Annotated in this window: 12 protein-coding genes; 3 read left to right on the top strand and 9 right to left on the bottom strand. The window is 71.4% G+C overall.

Annotation, left to right across the window (positions count from 1 at the left end):
• Positions 1-12: 12 nt before the first annotated feature.
• The 8 genes from ACI2LY_RS14785 to ACI2LY_RS14750 form a co-directional block, all read right to left on the bottom strand.
• Positions 13-729 carry an ABC transporter ATP-binding protein gene (locus ACI2LY_RS14785; RefSeq protein WP_381141219.1) on the bottom strand — a complete coding sequence of 239 codons (717 nt, stop codon included), beginning with the start codon at positions 727-729 and terminating at the stop codon, positions 13-15.
• Positions 726-1,634: an ABC transporter ATP-binding protein gene (locus tag ACI2LY_RS14780; protein WP_404707488.1), complete on the bottom strand. Its 909-nt coding sequence runs from the start codon at positions 1,632-1,634 to the stop codon at positions 726-728. The genes ACI2LY_RS14785 and ACI2LY_RS14780 overlap by 4 nt, the downstream gene beginning before the upstream one ends.
• Positions 1,635-1,639: 5 nt before the next feature.
• Entirely contained in the window at positions 1,640-3,472 is a 1,833-nt protein-coding gene (locus ACI2LY_RS14775; protein ID WP_404707487.1) for a branched-chain amino acid ABC transporter permease, read from the bottom strand.
• 5 nt (positions 3,473-3,477) lie between these two features.
• Positions 3,478-4,410 carry a branched-chain amino acid ABC transporter permease gene (locus tag ACI2LY_RS14770; RefSeq protein WP_244334190.1) on the bottom strand — a complete coding sequence of 311 codons (933 nt, stop codon included), beginning with the start codon at positions 4,408-4,410 and terminating at the stop codon, positions 3,478-3,480.
• Positions 4,411-4,525: 115 nt separating this feature from the next.
• On the bottom strand, positions 4,526-5,758 hold the full coding sequence (locus tag ACI2LY_RS14765; protein WP_404707486.1) for a branched-chain amino acid ABC transporter substrate-binding protein: 1,233 nt from the start codon (positions 5,756-5,758) through the stop codon (positions 4,526-4,528).
• Between the two features lie 253 nt (positions 5,759-6,011).
• On the bottom strand, positions 6,012-6,614 hold the full coding sequence (locus tag ACI2LY_RS14760) for a Tat pathway signal sequence domain protein (protein ID WP_404707485.1): 603 nt from the start codon (positions 6,612-6,614) through the stop codon (positions 6,012-6,014).
• Between the two features lie 89 nt (positions 6,615-6,703).
• Positions 6,704-7,183, bottom strand: a complete 480-nt coding sequence (locus tag ACI2LY_RS14755) for a PaaI family thioesterase (RefSeq protein ID WP_404707484.1) — start codon at positions 7,181-7,183, stop codon at positions 6,704-6,706.
• Positions 7,184-7,241: 58 nt separating this feature from the next.
• Positions 7,242-9,542 carry an FdhF/YdeP family oxidoreductase gene (locus ACI2LY_RS14750; RefSeq protein ID WP_404707483.1) on the bottom strand — a complete coding sequence of 767 codons (2,301 nt, stop codon included), beginning with the start codon at positions 9,540-9,542 and terminating at the stop codon, positions 7,242-7,244.
• Between the two features lie 170 nt (positions 9,543-9,712).
• On the opposite strand from ACI2LY_RS14750, the gene polA reads away from it, so the two are divergent.
• Together polA and ACI2LY_RS14740 are read left to right on the top strand one after the other, a co-directional pair.
• Entirely contained in the window at positions 9,713-12,436 is a 2,724-nt protein-coding gene (polA, locus tag ACI2LY_RS14745; RefSeq protein WP_404707482.1) for a DNA polymerase I, read from the top strand.
• 102 nt (positions 12,437-12,538) lie between these two features.
• Positions 12,539-12,943, top strand: coding sequence for a hypothetical protein (locus tag ACI2LY_RS14740; protein ID WP_404707481.1), 405 nt, complete (start codon positions 12,539-12,541; stop codon positions 12,941-12,943).
• 51 nt (positions 12,944-12,994) lie between these two features.
• On the opposite strand, the gene ACI2LY_RS14735 is transcribed toward ACI2LY_RS14740, so the two are convergent.
• The gene (locus tag ACI2LY_RS14735; RefSeq protein WP_404707480.1) at positions 12,995-13,876 is read right to left on the bottom strand and encodes a DUF4184 family protein; all 882 of its coding nucleotides are present in this window, start codon (positions 13,874-13,876) and stop codon (positions 12,995-12,997) included.
• Between the two features lie 314 nt (positions 13,877-14,190).
• Between ACI2LY_RS14735 and ACI2LY_RS14730 the strand changes: the two genes are divergently transcribed.
• Positions 14,191-15,963, top strand: coding sequence for a lytic murein transglycosylase (locus ACI2LY_RS14730; protein ID WP_404707479.1), 1,773 nt, complete (start codon positions 14,191-14,193; stop codon positions 15,961-15,963).
• Positions 15,964-15,973 lie beyond the last annotated feature (10 nt).

Raw genomic sequence — 15,973 nt, 5'->3', positions numbered from 1 at the left:
CGCGACCAGCCGTCAGTCCTCGCCGAGGTACGCCTTGCGTACCGACTCGTCGGTCAGGAGGTCGCGGCCGGTGCCGGAGAGCACGATGCTGCCGACCTCCATGACGTGTCCCTGGTCGGCGAGCGAGAGCGCGGCCTGGGCGTTCTGCTCGACCAGGAGGATCGTCGTACCGCTCGCCTTCAGCTCGGCGATCGTCGCCATGATCTTCTGCATCATGATCGGGGAGAGGCCCATGGACGGCTCGTCCAGCATGAGGAGCTGTGGCTGGGACATCAGCGCCCGGCCCATGGCCAGCATCTGCTGCTCGCCGCCGGAGAGGGTGCCCGCGGCCTGCTTCCGGCGTTCCCCGAGGATGGGGAAGAGGTCGTAGGCGCGCTGGATGTCCTTCTCGATGCCGGGCTTGTCGTTGCGCAGGAAGGCACCGAGGCGCAGGTTGTCCTCGATGGTCATGCGCGGGAAGATGTGCCGCCCCTCGGGGGAGTGGGCGAGCCCGAGGGAGACCACCTGGTGGGCGGGGACCTTCTTCAGCGACTTGCCGTTGAAGCGGATCTGGCCGCCGACCGGCTTGAGCAGCCCGGACAGGGTGCGCAGCGTGGTGGTCTTGCCCGCGCCGTTGGTGCCGATGAGGGTGACGACCTGGCCGGCCTCGACCTTGAACGAGATGCCTTTGACGGCCTCGATCTTGCCGTAGGCGACCCGCAGGTCCTCGACTTCGAGCAGTGCGGTCATCGGTCGTTCTCCTTGCGGTTCTCCTTGCCGGGCACGGCGTCCGCCGGTGCCTCGGCGGCCTCGACCTCGGCGGCCTCCTCGGCGCCGGGGGCGTCCTCGTAGGGTTCGCCGAGGTAGGCGGCGACGACGCGTTCGTCACCCTGGACGGTGGCGCTGTCGCCCTCGATGAGCTTCTGGCCCTGGACGAGGACGGCGACGCGGTCGCAGAGGTTGAAGATGAAGCGCATGTCGTGCTCGATGACGAGGACGGCGATGCCCTGGTCGCGGATGGCGAAGACGAGTTCCTCGGTGGCGCGGGTCTCCTGCGGGTTCATGCCCGCGGTGGGCTCGTCGAGGAGGAGGAGTCCGGGTTCGCTGGCCAGCGCGCGGGCGATCTCCAGCTTGCGCTGCTCGCCGTAGGGGAGGTTGCGGGCGAGGTGTTCGGCCTTGGCGTCCAGGCCGACGAACTCCAGGAGTTCCATGGCGCGGGCGCGGGAGGCGGCTTCGGCCTTGTGGAAGCCGGGGCCGCGCAGCAGGGCGGACCAGAGTCCTTCCTTGGTGCGGGTGTGGCGGCCGACGAGGACGTTCTCCAGGACGGTCATGTTGGCGAAGAGCCGGATGTTCTGGAAGGTGCGGGCGATGCCTGCCGCGGTGACCTTGAAGGACTTGGGCGGCAGGACGGTGCCCTTGTAGCGGACCTCGCCCTCGGTGGGGACGTAGAGGCCGGTGAGGCAGTTGAAGAAGGTGGTCTTTCCGGCGCCGTTGGGGCCGATGAGGCCGACGATCTCGCCGCTGTTGACGGTGAGGTCGACGTCGCGGACGGCGGTGAGGCCGCCGAAGCGCATGGTGACGCCGCGGGCGTCGAGGACCGTCTCGCCGGGGGTGGTGCCGGGTGCGGTGTCCTTGGTGGTGGTGTCGGTGGTCATGGTGGTCAGGCCCCTGCCTTGCTGAGGACGGCGGGCGTGGCGGCGTCCTCGTGGAACTCGAGTTGGCGGCGCCGGTTGGGGATGAGGCCCTCGGGGCGGAAGCGCATCAGCAGGACGAGCGCGACGCCGAAGGCGAAGAGCTGGTATTCGCCCAGGAACTGGAGCTTGGCGGGGATCAGGTAGAGCAGTGAGGCGCCGACGAGGGGGCCGGAGATGGTGCCCATGCCGCCGAGGACGACGGCGGCCAGCAGGAAGGCCGAGTTGGGCGGCACGACGTGGGCGAACTGGTACTGCTCCGGGGTCACGGTGTAGGTGACGTGGGCCTGTACGGAGCCCGCGAGTCCGGCGAGTCCGGCGCCGAGGGCGAAGGCGATGAGCTTGACCCGGAAGCCGTTGATGCCCATGGCGAGCGCGGCGGTCTCGTCCTCGCGGATGGCGATCCAGGCGCGGCCGATGCGGGAGTCGCTGCTGCGCCGGAAGACGACGACCACGACGAGGGTGATGAGGAGCATCAGCAGGAAGTAGTTGGCGAACCGCCCGATGGTGGCGCCGAACAGCTGGTGTTCCTGGCCGAAGTCGAAGCCGAGGATGTCGAGGTTGGGGACCGAGGAGATGCCGTTGGAGCCGTTGGTGACGTCGGGTCCGGAGGTGCCGTCCATGTTGAGGACGGTGATGCGGAAGATCTCGCCGAAGCCGAGGGTGACGATGGCGAGGTAGTCGCCGCGCAGGCGGAGGGTGGGGGCGCCGATGAGGACGCCGAAGATCATGGCGACGAAGGCGCCGAGCAGGGCGGAGGCCCAGAAGGGCCAGTGCACGTGCAGCGGCGAGGAGGGCGAGCCGGAGACGAGGGCGGCGGTGTAGGCGCCGACGCCGAGGAACGCGACGTAGCCGAGGTCGAGCAGGCCGGCGAGGCCGACGACGATGTTCAGGCCGAGGGCGACGGTGGCGAAGATGAGGATGTAGACGCCGATGGTGGCGTACTGGTCGTCGGACTGGGTGAAGGGGAAGGCGGCGGCGGCGACGAAGGCGCCGGTCATGGTGACGGTGCGGTGCCGGGAGGTGATCGCCGAGATCCGGGCCACGAGTCCGGCCTTGGCGACCGCGGCGAAGCCGAAGCCCGCGGTGATGAGGAAGCCGATGAAGAGTTCGTCGTACTCGGTGCCGATGCCGTAGGTGAAGACGAGCAGGCCGAGGGCCATGACGCCGGTGATGACGAGGATCTCCGCCCAGGCGGGCAGGGTGCGGCCGGGGGCGGGGGAGTCGGCGGCGAAGGCGGACTTGAAGACGGTCCAGTTCTGCCGGGCGCGGTGCCGGAAGGCTTCCCAGCCGGTGTCGTCGGGGTCGGCCGGGTCGGGTTCGGGCCGCTGGAAGGGCAGCGCGAGGGCGCCGAGCAGGGCGGCCAGGGTGGCGAGCGCGACGAGGTAGCCGCCGGGTTCGAGGTTGACGACGCCGCCGAGCTTGGCGCTGATGGCGATGACGGTGTACCAGGCGGTGCCGAAGGTGCCGAGCGCGGCGAGCTTGAGGGCGCTGTCGGCGTTGCCGGGGGTGAGGGCCTTGAGGCCCTTGACGCCGTAGGAGGCGAGGCCGAACAGGGTGGTGAGCAGGCCGCCGATGAGGACGAGGACCTGGAGGCCGCCGGGGTAGCCGTAGACGGTGAGGTCGCCGGGGAAGGCGGAGGTCCAGGTCCAGGCGAGGAAGGTGGAGATGACGGCGAGGGCGCCGCCGCCGGTGGCGAGGGCCCGGCCGAGGGGGGTGGGCAGGCCGATCAGGCCGGTGGCGGCGGGGGCGGCGGTGGCCGGGGTCTCCGGGGTGCCGGGTGCGGTGGTCTGTGTGGTCATCGGTGTCACGCCCTGTCCGCGACGCGCTCGCCGAGCAGGCCCTGTGGCCTCAGCAGGAGCACGAGGATGAGGAGTACGAACGCCCAGACGTCTGCCCAGGACTGGCTGCCGAACTTGTCCATGCCGGGGATGTCGGCGATGTAGGCGGTGGACAGGGCTTCGGCGACGCCGAGGACGAGGCCGCCGAGCATGGCGCCGTAGATGTTGCCGATGCCGCCGAGGACGGCCGCGGTGAACGCCTTGAGGCCGAGGATGAAGCCCATGCGGAAGTCGATCTGGCCGTACTTGAAGCCGTAGGCGACGGAGCCGACCGCGGCGAAGGCGGCGCCGAGGGCGAACGCGATCACGATGATGCGGTCGGTGTTGACGCCCATCAGCTTGGCGGTGTCCGGGTCCTGGGCGGTGGCCTGCATGCCGCGTCCGGTGCGGGTGCGCATCACGAAGTAGGCGAGGACGGCCATGCTGAGCGGGGCGGCGGCGACGAGGAAGACGTCTCCGGTCTGGATGGTGACGTCGCCGAGCTCGAAGGGTCCGCCGGGGATGCTCGGGAAGGTGCGCGCCGACTTGGCCTCGGGGTACCAGGCCCACACGGCCTGCTGGAGGGCGAGGGAGAGGCCGATGGCGGTGATGAGCGGGGCGAGCCGGGGTGCGGTGCGCAGCGGCCGGTAGGCGAATCGTTCCGCTCCGACGGCGACGGTGACGGCGACCACGATGGCGCCGACCAGCATCAGCGGCAGGGCGATCCACATGGAGGTGCCGTCGGGAAGGACGTACACGTAGACCGTGAGGGCACCGAAGGCGCCGGTCATGAATATCTCGCCGTGGGCGAAGTTGATGAGCTGCACGATGCCGTAGACCATCGTGTAGCCGATGGCGACGAGCCCGTACATGGAACCAAGTAGCAGGCCGTTGACCAGCTGCTGCGGCAGTTCGTTCACCGCATGTCCTCCGAGCGTTCGGATAAGCGACGGATGTGGCCGGAAGTGGCCGGATGCGAGTCCGCGCGGGGCGCCTCTTGAGCGCCCCGCGCGGCTCGGCTGGTGCGGGTGTGGGTCAGGAGCCGTTGTAGGTGCCGGACTCCACGGCCTTCCAGGCCCCGTCCTTGACGGAGTACACGGTCAGCTGCTTGTTGGTGGCGTCGCCGTACTCGTCGAAGGAGACCTTGCCGGTCACGCCGTCGAAGGAGACGCCCTGGAGGGCGGCGGTGACCTTCGCGCGGGCGTCGTCGGGGAGCTTGCCGCCGTTGTCGTCGACGGCCTTCTTGACGGCCTCGATGATGGCCCAGGCGGAGTCGTAGGAGTAGCCGCCGTAGGCCGCGTACTCCTCCTTGTAGCCCCCGGCCTTGTAGTCCGCGACGAACTGCTTGGCGGAGGGCAGGGTCTCCACCGGCGCGCCGACGGAGGTGGCGAGGTCGCCGGTGGCGGAGGCGCCGCCGAGCTTGATGAAGTCGGCCGCGTAGATGCCGTCACCGCCGACCAGCGGGACCTTGGCGCCTGCCGCCTTGATCTGCTTGCTGAGCGGGCCCGCCTGCGGGTACTCGCCGCCGTAGTAGACCACCTCGGCGCCGGAGTTCTTCACCTTGGTGGCGACCGCGGAGAAGTCCTTGGTGTCGGGGTTGATGTGCTCGGTGCCGACGACCTTGCCACCGAGCTTCTTGAACTCGGCGGAGAAGGTGGCGGCGAGACCGGCGCCGTAGGTCTTCTTGTCGTCGATGACGAAGACCTTGGTCTTCTTGGCCTTGTTGTAGACGTACTGGGCGGCGAACGGGCCCTGGATGGCGTCCGTGGTCGCGGTACGGAAGTACGACTTGTACGTGCGGGTCTTGGTCTTCTGCCAGTTGACGCCCTGGGTCAGCGCCGGGTTGGTGTTGGCGGGGGAGACCTGGACCAGCTTGGCGTCGTCGAGGACCTTCTGCATCGACTCGGCGACGGAGGAGTTCAGCGGGCCGACGACACCGAGGACGCTCTTGTCGGTGACGAAGGCGGTGGAGTTCTGCTGGCCGGACGAGGGCTGGGCCTGGTCGTCCTTGGCGTCGATCTTGAAGGTGACGCCCTTGACGTACTCCTTCTTGTTCGCGGTCTTGACCGCGAGGTCCACCGAGTTCTTGATGCCGAGGCCCAGCGCGGACAGGTCGCCGGTCAGCGGGGCGTCGACGCCGATGGTGACGGTGGTGCCGCCCTTGGCGTCGGAGCCGTTGTCGCCGCTGTCGCGCGAGCCGCAGGCGGTGAGGGTGAGCGCTCCCGCGGACAGCGCGGCGGTGATGGCGATGAGCGAACGTTGACGCACGATCAGTCCTTTCCCTGGACGACCGCATCCCCATGGAAACGGTCGAGCCGCGCGCCTGGCCGAAAAGTGAATCCGGGACGCGGTGACTGGCCGTGACTCTAAGCGTGTGATGGGAACGTGGAGGAGAGCTTGACCAAGGCTGTGACGCTCTTGTTATGACACGAGGTAATGCAGAGCGGTACCGCCTGGGTGGAACGCCGGAATTCCAGCCGATTCGCCCTGTCCACATGCTGAGAACCCGCAGGACCGACCCTCAACTGTTCAGGCGTCTCGGGGGTTTTGGTGATGACGGCGAACTTTCGCCGCAGGCTTCGCCGAGGGCGTGGGAGAGGTATTGGGTGTAGCGCGGACCGAGGATGAAACTCTGGGTTTGTATTGCGCGCGCATTACGCAGTGTTACTTCCACGAAAGGCAATGCGGCGTTTTTGGGCACCCTTCCGCATTCCGTGACACGCATGGTCACGGTGATCACGCGCGAGGAACCGGGGGCGGTCCGGAACGGGGCGCGGGGCTCGGATTCGGCCGACATCCCGGCGTAGGGCTGGCTCACCCGGGTCACGGTGACCGGGGGTCCGGACTCCACGGCGAGCCGCACGTCGAAGGCGATGCGGCGGGGCGCGGTGGCCCGGCCGGCCAGGAAGCTCACGGTCACCGTCTGTGCGGGGAAGGGGAGTTCGGGAGGCGGCGCCGGACGCGGCCGGGTGGCCCAGAGGGCGCCGCCTGCCGCCAGCACGGCGCAGAGGGTGGCCGGAATCAGTAGGGTGCGGCGGCGCTGGGTACGGGGTGCCGGGCGTGCCTCGGCGGGCTCGCGCGCCCAGGTGTCCTCGCCGGGTTCCAGCGGGCCGATGCCGGTCATCGCCGGAGGCCGGGCCGTATGAGAAGTGCCCCGCCCCGTCCCATGCGCCGAAAGCTACGGCGTGGGGCGGGGCGGGGCAATGGTGGGCGTCAGTCCTTCGCCGGGGTCTCGCCCGCGGGGAGGTCGCGCAGCAGGCAGGTCAGGCGGGCGGTGCAGACGCGGCGGTCCTGCTCGTCGGTGATGACGATCTCGTACGTCGCCGTCGAGCGGCCCCGGTGGACGGGGGTGGCGACGCCGGTGACCAGACCGGAGCGGGCGCCCCGGTGGTGCGTGCAGTTCAGGTCGACGCCGACGGCGACCTTGGAGCTGCCGCCGTGCAGCATCGAGCCGACCGAGCCGAGGGTCTCGGCGAGCACCGCGGAGGCGCCGCCGTGCAGCAGGCCGTACGGCTGGGTGTTGCCCTCCACCGGCATGGTGCCGACCACCCGCTCCGGCGCCGCCTCGATGATCTGCACGCCCATCCGCGTCCCCAGGTGACCGGCGGAGAACAGCGCGGGCAGATCCACGCCGAGCGCCGCGTACTCGTCGATGATCTCCTGCGGGAACTTCACCTGCTGCTGCTCACCCATGGCCCGGCTCCGATCTCGTGCGCCTGTGCGGCGGCGTTCCATATCACTGAGCGAACGCTCAGTCGGTCGCCGATTGTTCCAGACGCCCTTCCGGGCGCGCCTCCAGCCGGACCACCACGGACTTGCTCGCCGGGGTGTTGCTGGTGTCGGCGGTGGCGTCCAGCGGCACCAGCACGTTGGTCTCCGGGTAGTACGAGGCCGCGCAGCCCCGTGCGGTCGGGTAGTGCACCACGCGGAAACCGGGCGCGCGCCGCTCCACCCCGTCGCTCCACTCGCCCACCAGATCCACGTAACTCCCGTCCGCCACGCCCAGTTCACGGGCGTCCTCGGGGTGGACGAGCACCACGCGGCGGCCGTCGGTGATGCCCCGGTAGCGGTCGTCCAGGCCGTAGATCGTGGTGTTGTACTGGTCGTGCGAGCGCAGCGTCTGGAGCAGCAGCCGGCCCTCGGGCAGTTCCGGGTGCTCCACCGGCGCGGCCGTGAAGTTGGCCTTGCCGGTGGCGGTGGGGAAGCGGCGCTCGTCGCGCGGGGCGTGCGGCAGGGTGAAGCCGCCGGGGTGGGCGACGCGGGCGTTGAAATCCTCGAAGCCGGGGATCACCCGCGCGATCCGGTCCCGGACGCTCGCGTAGTCCCGCTCGAACTCCGCCCACGGCACGTTGCTGTCCGGCAGCACCCGCCGGGCCAGCCGGGCCACGATCGCGGGCTCGGAGAGCAACTGGCCGCTCGCGGGCGCCAGCCGTCCGCGCGAGGCGTGCACCATGCCCATGGAGTCCTCGACGGTGACGAACTGCTCGCCGCCGCCCTGCACATCACGCTCGGTGCGGCCGAGCGTCGGCAGGATCAGCGCGCGGGCGCCGGTGACCACGTGCGAGCGGTTCAGCTTGGTCGACACATGCACGGTCAGCCGGGCCCGCCGCATGGCCGCCTCGGTCACCTCGGTGTCCGGGGAGGCGGAGACGAAGTTGCCGCCCATGGCGAAGAACACCTTCGCCTCGCCGTCGCGCAGCGCGCGGATGGCCCGTACGACGTCGAAGCCGTGCTCGCGCGGCGGGGCGAACCCGAACTCCCGCTCCAGCGCGTCCAGGAAGGCGGGGGCGGGCCGCTCGAAGATGCCCATCGTGCGGTCGCCCTGCACATTGGAGTGGCCGCGCACCGGGCACACCCCGGCGCCGGGACGGCCGATGTTGCCGCGCAGCAGCAGGAAGTTGACCACCTCGCGGATGGTCGGCACCGAGTGCTTGTGCTGGGTGAGGCCCATGGCCCAGCAGACGATGGTCCGCTCCGAGGCGAGCACCATCTCCAGCGCCCGCTCTATCTCCGCGCGGGTCAGGCCGGTCGCCGTGAGGGTCTCGTCCCAGTCGGCCTTGGCCGCCGCTTCCGCGAACTCCTCGTAGCCGTGGGTGTGTTCGCGGACGAACTCCTCGTCCACCGCGCCGTCCGTCTCCAGGACGAGCTTGTTGAGGAGGCGGAAGAGGGCCTGGTCGCCGCCCAGCCGGATCTGGAGGAACAGGTCGGTGAGCGCGGCGCCCTTGAGCATGCCCTGCGGGGTCTGCGGGTTCTTGAACCGCTCCAGGCCCGCCTCGGGCAGCGGATTGACGCTGATGATCTTCGCGCCGGACGCCTTGGCCTTCTCCAGCGCCGAGAGCATGCGCGGATGGTTGGTGCCCGGGTTCTGCCCGGCGACGATGATCAGGTCGGCCCGGTACAGATCCTCCAGCAGGACGCTGCCCTTGCCGATGCCGATCGTCTCCGAGAGCGCCGAACCGGACGACTCGTGGCACATGTTGGAGCAGTCGGGCAGGTTGTTGGTGCCCAGCTCACGGGCGAACAGCTGGTACAGGAAGGCCGCTTCGTTGCTGGTGCGGCCCGAGGTGTAGAAGACGGCCTCGTCGGGCGAGCCGAGGGCCGCGATCTCCTCGGCGATGATGTCGAAGGCGCGCTCCCAGGTGACCGGTTCGTAGTGGTCGGCGCCCTCGGGCAGATACATGGGGTGCGTGAGGCGGCCCTGCTGGCCCAGCCAGTAGCCACTGCGTCCGGCGAGGCCGGTCACCGGGTGCGCGGCGAAGAACTCGGGGGTGACCCGGCGCAGGGTGGCCTCCTCGGCCACCGCCTTGGCGCCGTTCTCGCAGAACTCCGCCATGTGCCGGTGCTCCGGCTCGGGCCAGGCGCAGCCGGGGCAGTCGAAGCCGTCCTTCTGGTTCACCCGCAGCAGGGTCAGCGCGGTGCGCCGCACCCCCATCTGCTGCTGCGCGATCTTCAGGGAATGCCCCACGGCGGGCAGTCCCGCCGCCGCGTGCTTCGGCTCCCCTGTCCGCGGCGCGTCCTGCACCGGATCACCCTTGGGCGGCTTCGTCGCCATCGCCCGCTCCCCTTCGATCGTCTTTCTCACATCCGGGGTCCCCCGCGGCCCCACCGGACAAGCATGCCCCGCGAGTGCCCGGAGGGGGAGCCCTGTGGATAACGTGCGGGATCTTCCGGCGGATCGGTTCGCGGACTCGGCTGTCAGTGGGGCGTGGCAGGATCGGGGGCGTGGCAGAGACAGCATCGAAGAAGACCGACACCCCTCCCGGCGGCCGACCCCGCCTGATGCTCATGGACGGGCACTCACTGGCGTACCGCGCGTTCTTCGCGCTGCCCGCGGAGAACTTCACCACCGCGACGGGCCAGCCCACGAACGCGATCTACGGTTTCGCCTCGATGCTGGCCAACACCCTGCGTGACGAGGCGCCCACGCACTTCGCGGTCGCCTTCGACGTGTCCCGCAAGACCTGGCGCTCCGAGACGTTCACCGAATACAAGGCCAACCGCTCCAAGACCCCGGACGAGTTCAAGGGCCAGGTCGAGCTGATCGGCGAGCTGCTGGACGCGATGCACGCGCCGCGCTTCGCCGTGGACGGCTTCGAGGCGGACGACGTGATCGCCACCCTCGCCACCCAGGCCGAGGCCGCGGGCTTCGACGTGCTGATCGTCACCGGCGACCGGGACTCCTTCCAGCTGGTCAGCGAGCACACCACGGTGCTCTACCCGACCAAGGGCGTCTCCGAGCTGACCCGCTTCACCCCGGAGAAGGTTTTCGAGAAGTACGGGTTGACGCCCGCGCAGTACCCCGACTTCGCCGCCCTGCGCGGCGACCCGTCCGACAACCTGCCCGGCATCCCCGGCGTCGGCGAGAAGACCGCCGCGAAGTGGATCAACCAGTTCGGTTCGTTCGCGGAGCTGGTCGAGCGGGTCGAGGAGGTCAAGGGCAAGGCCGGGCAGAACCTGCGCGACCACCTGGAGTCGGTCAAGCTCAACCGCGTCCTGACCGAGCTGGAGCGCGCGGTCGAGCTGCCCAAGACGGTCGCCGACCTGGGCCGTGAACCGTACGACCGCAAGACCGTGGCGGCGTTCCTGGACACCCTGGAGATCCGCAACCCCTCGCTGCGCGAGCGGCTCTTCGCCGTCGACCCCGGTGCCGAGGAGGCCGAGACCACCCCGGTCACGGCGGACGGCGTCGAGGTGGACGGCACGATCCTGGGCACCGGTGAGCTGGCCGACTGGCTCGCCGGGCACGCCGCCGAGCCCCTCGGCATGGCCACGGTCGACACCTGGGCGCTGGGCACCGGCTCGGTCGCCGAGGTCGCCCTCGCCGCCGCCGGGGGAGCGGCCGCCTTCTTCGACCCCGCCGAGCTGGACGAGGCCGACGAGCGGGCGTTCGCCGCCTGGCTGGCCGACGCCGAGCGTCCCAAGGTGCTGCACAACGCCAAGGCCGCCATGCGGGTGCTGGCCGAGCACGGCTGGCGGGTGGAGGGCGTGTCCATGGACACCGCGCTCGCCGCCTACCTGGTCAAGCCCGGCCGCCGCTCCTTCGACCTGGACGCGCTGTCCTTGGAGTACCTGCACCGCGAGCTGGCCCCGGCCGCCGCGGCCGACGGCCAGCTGGCGTTCGGCGCGGACGACGGCGCCGAGGCCGAGGCCCTGATGATCAAGGCCCGCGCGATCCTCGACCTGGGCGAGGCACTGGAGACCCGGCTCGCCGAGGTCGGCGCCGCCGACCTGCTGCGGGACATGGAGCTGCCCACCTCCGCCCTGCTCGCCCGCATGGAGCGGCACGGCATCGCGGCCGACCGCTCCCACCTGGAGACCATGGAGCAGACCTTCGCGGGCGCCGTGCAGCAGGCCGTGAAGGAGGCGCACGCCGCCGCCGGGCACGAGTTCAACCTCGGCTCGCCCAAGCAGCTCCAGGAGGTCCTCTTCGGGGAGCTGGCGCTGCCCAAGACCAAGAAGACCAAGACCGGGTACACCACCGACGCCGACGCCCTGGCCTGGCTCGCCGCGCAGACCGACAACGAACTGCCGGTCATCATGCTCCGCCACCGCGAGCAGGCCAAGCTGCGTGTCACCGTCGAGGGCCTGATCAAGACCATCGCCGCCGACGGCCGTATCCACACCACCTTCAACCAGACGGTGGCCGCGACCGGACGGCTGTCCTCCACGGACCCCAACCTGCAGAACATCCCGGTCCGCACCGACGAGGGCCGCGCGATCCGCCGGGGCTTCGTGGTCGGCGAGGGCTTCGAGTCCCTGATGACGGCCGACTACAGCCAGATCGAGCTGCGCGTCATGGCCCACCTCTCCGAGGACGCGGGCCTCATCGAGGCGTTCACCTCCGGCGAGGACCTGCACACCACGGTCGCCTCCCAGGTGTTCTCCGTCGGCCGGGACGCGGTGGACGCGGAGATGCGCCGCAAGATCAAGGCCATGTCCTACGGCCTCGCCTACGGCCTGTCCGCCTTCGGCCTCTCCCAGCAGCTGAACATCGACGCGGGCGAGGCCCGCGCCCTGATGGACACCTACTTCGAGCGGTTCGGCGGCGTACGGGACTATCTGCGCCGCGCGGTCGACGAGGCGCGGGCCACCGGCTACACGGCGACCCTCTTCGGCCGCCGCCGCTACCTGCCCGACCTCAACAGCGACAACCGCCAGCGCCGCGAGGCCGCCGAGCGGATGGCGCTGAACGCCCCGATCCAGGGCACGGCCGCCGACATCGTCAAGATCGCGATGCTCCACGTCGACCGGGCGCTGCGCGAGGCGGAGCTGAAGTCCCGCATGCTGCTCCAGGTGCACGACGAAATCGTGCTGGAGATCGCCCCCGGCGAGCGCGCGGCCACCGAGGAGATCGTCCGCCGCGAGATGGCGAACGCGGTCAGCCTGCGCGCCCCGCTGGACGTCTCGGTGGGCGTCGGCCCGGACTGGGAGTCGGCCGCGCACTGAGCCACCGGAAACCCCGCGGGCGGGACGCCCTGCCCGCGGGGTTTCACTCACGTGGCCCCCGCCGACACGCAGCCCCGGCCCGCCACCCGCAAGACTGCGGGCATGGGTATACGCATGCTGCACCGCCTGAGGCCCGCCCCGCGGCACGGCAGTACGGAGCGGGCGGACACCGGGCCGGCGCCGGACGCGTCCAGGACGGCGGTGCCCGTCGTCGCCGCCGACGCGAGCGCCGCCCGCCACCCCGCGAACCCGTGGACCCGGCTCCGCGGCGCGGGCGCGGTCGCCGGACGCGCCCTGGCCGCCCAGGCCCACCGCCTCCCCGACTGGCGCACCTGGGCCGACCTCGCGCGCGGCTACCTCGCGCTGCTGCTGACCCACCTGCCGAAGGCCCGCCCCCGGCACACGCTCACCGTGTTCGTGGCCTCCCTCACCGACCGCCCCGCTTCCGCAGGCCGACGCCGACCGGCCCCGGGCCCTCAGCGGACTCCGCGCCGGAAGCGGCCGTAGCGCCGCCGACGGGACGTCGCACCCGCACGGCTCCCGGGTACGGCCCCGCCCTCACCGATCGCCCCGCCCCCACCGCTCCGCACCCACCGGCACCGGGCCCGCGTCGGACTCCGCGTCCGCAGCAGCCGTAGCCGCCCCGGCGGGACGCCACGCCCGTACCGCGCCCGCGTACAGCACCACCCCGAGCAGCAGGCCCGCGCCCGCGCCGAAGCACACCGTGGGCACCAGCTCCCAGGGCCGGGCGACCGCGCCCCAGTACGCCCACCAGCGCGCCGCCCGCAGCATCGCCGCGACCAACGCGCAGCCGCCGAGCAGGATCAGCGCCCAGCACCGGTCCCGTACCGAGAGCCGGGCCACGCCCACCGGGTCCACGGCCGGGGCCGACCGGACCGCCCGTACCAGGAAGACGGCGATCCCTACGGCGGCCAGCGCCGAGGTGCCGTACTGGAGCCACTGGAAGAGGGGAATTCCGGCCACGGTGTGGGCGAGCACCGGGACCAGTTCCGTGCCCCAGCGGTCGTGATGGGTGAAGGCGTCCCAGACCACGTGGGTGAGGCCGCCGAGCACCGCCGAGACGTAACCCCACAGCGCGAGCCCGGCCCGGACCCGGGCGCGGGGCGCGCCGCAGCGCAACAGGGCGGCGGGCCTTGGCTGCCAGGGCCGGGGCAGCAGCGCCACCAGCGGCTCGCGCACCAGCAGCCAGAGCGCCACCAGCGCCCAGGAGATCAGCACGTCCACGGTGAGCACACCGGCGAGGGAGTGCGTGACCGTCCCGAACTCCATCGCCTCCGGGCGGACACTGGCCGCGTAATAGGTCAGGTCCGGCGCGAAGGAGCCCGCGACGAGCACCGACGGCACCAGCGGCCCCCGCCCGGTCCCGTCGCGGCGGACGGCGGGCAGCACGGCCGCGGCATGGCTGAGTGTGAACGGCAAAGGGGTCCTCCCGGAACGGCCGGGCGCGAGCCGCGCCGGTGATCGCGCGCCCAGTATGCGTGACGCACCCTCATCGGCCGCGCGAGCGACGGGAGTCGGCCAAGTCCGGAAAACGCGGGCGTCACGGGTGCCTGGGGGCAGAGGTGTTGACGTAGGGTCGGCCGGGGCGCATCTGTCGTGCACACGGCCAGGTGACCCACCACACAGACCTCGGTACGGCACTCCGGGCAACCGTGGCACCGGCTCGGCCGTCACACCAGAGTCGGGACAGGCGCAGACGGACGCCGAGGGCGTCCACGGGAGGGGTTCACTCTATGGCGGCGCACAAGGTCAGGCGGCTGCGCAAGGGAGCGGCGACAACCGCGGCGGCCGCCTTGGCGGTGGCGGCACTCTCCGCGTCACAGGCACCGGGCGCGACCGGCGCCCCCGACACCCTCCAGGCGAGCACGGGCATGAACGCCCCCGCGCCCGAGGCGTCGGCCGACAGTGACGCCACCGGAAACGCCACCGGCAACTCCCCGTACTACACGGACCTTCCGCCGCTGGACAGCCCCGCCCCGAGCCCGTCGGCGGTCATCGGCACGCCCGTCTCCCGGGGCGAGGGCGAGGCGGGCATCCCCGCGACCGTCCTCGACGCCTACAAGAAAGCCGAGGCCGAACTCCGCGCCACCAAGCCCGGCTGCAACCTGCCCTGGCAACTCCTCGCCGCCATCGGCAAGGTGGAGTCCGGCCAGGCCCGGGGCGGCAACGTCACCGCCGACGGCACCACGATCGGCCGGATCATCGGCCCCCAGCTCGACGGCAACGGCTTCGCCCTGATCAAGGACACCGACCACGGTGTCTACGACGGCAACAGCTCCTACGACCAGGCCATCGGCCCCATGCAGTTCATCCCGTCCACCTGGGCCTGGGCGGGCCGCGACGGCAACGGCGACGGCAAGGCCGACCCGAACAACGTGTACGACGCCGCCCTCGCCGCGGGCCACTATCTGTGCCGCGCCGGCTGGGACCTCTCGCAGGACGGCGACCTGCGCAGCGCGATCCTCAGCTACAACAACTCCAGCGACTACCTCGCCCTCGTCCTGAACTGGGTGGACTACTACCGCAAGGGCACCCACTCCGTCCCGGACGGCAGCGGCGGCGTGCCCGCGCACCGCAGCGACGACGGCCTCCCGCGCACGAGCACGCCCGTCGGCCCGCACCCGGCCGGGTCGAAGCCCGCCAAGCCCGCCAACCCCGGCAAGCCCACGAAACCGGCCAACCCGCCCAAGGGCACCCCGAGTCCGGACCCCACCACGCCCGGCAGCCCCTCGCCCGAGCCGACCCCGCCGACCGGGAAGCCCACCCCGTCCGACACGGTGGACCACCTCGTCTCCCCCGACCTGGACGGCACCCAGCTGACCGCCACGGCCGGGGACCCCTTCGACCGGCGGATCGGCGCCCGCGCGGTGACCAAGGGCGGCGGGTCCGTCGCCAAGATCCGGGTGCGGTTCACCATCACCGGCGACACCGACGCCACCTTCACCGGCGGCGAGAAGGTGGCCACCATCGCCACCGACACCAAGGGCGTCGCCCTCGCGCCGGAACTCCGCGCGGGGGAGAAGACCGGCACCTTCAAGATCACCAGCACGGTCGTGGGGCACTCGGTCAAGGGCGTCGACTACACGGCCACCGTCACCGCGCGCCCCGCCGACAAGCTGGTCCGCACCGACGCCACCGCGCTGACCGCCACGCCGGGCGGCGAGTTCGCAGGGCAGGTCAAGGTGAAGGCGACGTACCGGGGCGCCCCCGCGGCCAAGGTCGGCGCCACCGCCACGCTCGTCAAGTCCGCCGACAGCACCGCCGCGAACATCGCCGGGCCCTACTTCAAGGACGCGAACGGCCTGCCCGTCCGCACCCTCACCGGGCTCACCACCGACGCCGACGGCATGCTGACCCTGCCCAAGCTGTACGCGGACCTCTTCAGCGGCACCTACCTGCTCCGCGTCACCACGCCGGGCGGCGGGAGCGTCACCGTCGAGCTGAAGGTCGCGGTCGCGACGACCGCCTCCGCCAGCCCGTCGCCGAGCCCGTCGGCCAGTTCCTGAGGTCCCTCAC

Source organism: Streptomyces sp. NPDC002176 (genome assembly GCF_044903645.1).
In the GTDB taxonomy this organism is placed as follows: domain Bacteria; phylum Actinomycetota; class Actinomycetes; order Streptomycetales; family Streptomycetaceae; genus Streptomyces.
The sequence above is the reverse complement of the archived record's forward strand: the minus strand, read 5'-3'. Positions and strand labels throughout refer to the sequence as shown.

Excerpts from the sequence above, each read along its gene's own strand:
- ACI2LY_RS14785 (WP_381141219.1), bottom strand. The coding sequence starts at position 729 with ATGACCGCACTGCTCGAAGTCGAGGACCTGCGGGTCGCCTACGGCAAG.
- ACI2LY_RS14780 (WP_404707488.1), bottom strand. The coding sequence starts at position 1,634 with ATGACCACCGACACCACCACCAAGGACACCGCACCCGGCACCACCCCC.
- ACI2LY_RS14775 (WP_404707487.1), bottom strand. The coding sequence starts at position 3,472 with ATGACCACACAGACCACCGCACCCGGCACCCCGGAGACCCCGGCCACC.
- ACI2LY_RS14760 (WP_404707485.1), bottom strand. The coding sequence starts at position 6,614 with ATGACCGGCATCGGCCCGCTGGAACCCGGCGAGGACACCTGGGCGCGC.
- ACI2LY_RS14755 (WP_404707484.1), bottom strand. The coding sequence starts at position 7,183 with ATGGGTGAGCAGCAGCAGGTGAAGTTCCCGCAGGAGATCATCGACGAG.
- ACI2LY_RS14750 (WP_404707483.1), bottom strand. The coding sequence starts at position 9,542 with ATGGCGACGAAGCCGCCCAAGGGTGATCCGGTGCAGGACGCGCCGCGG.
- ACI2LY_RS14740 (WP_404707481.1), top strand. The coding sequence starts at position 12,539 with ATGGGTATACGCATGCTGCACCGCCTGAGGCCCGCCCCGCGGCACGGC.
- ACI2LY_RS14730 (WP_404707479.1), top strand. The coding sequence starts at position 14,191 with ATGGCGGCGCACAAGGTCAGGCGGCTGCGCAAGGGAGCGGCGACAACC.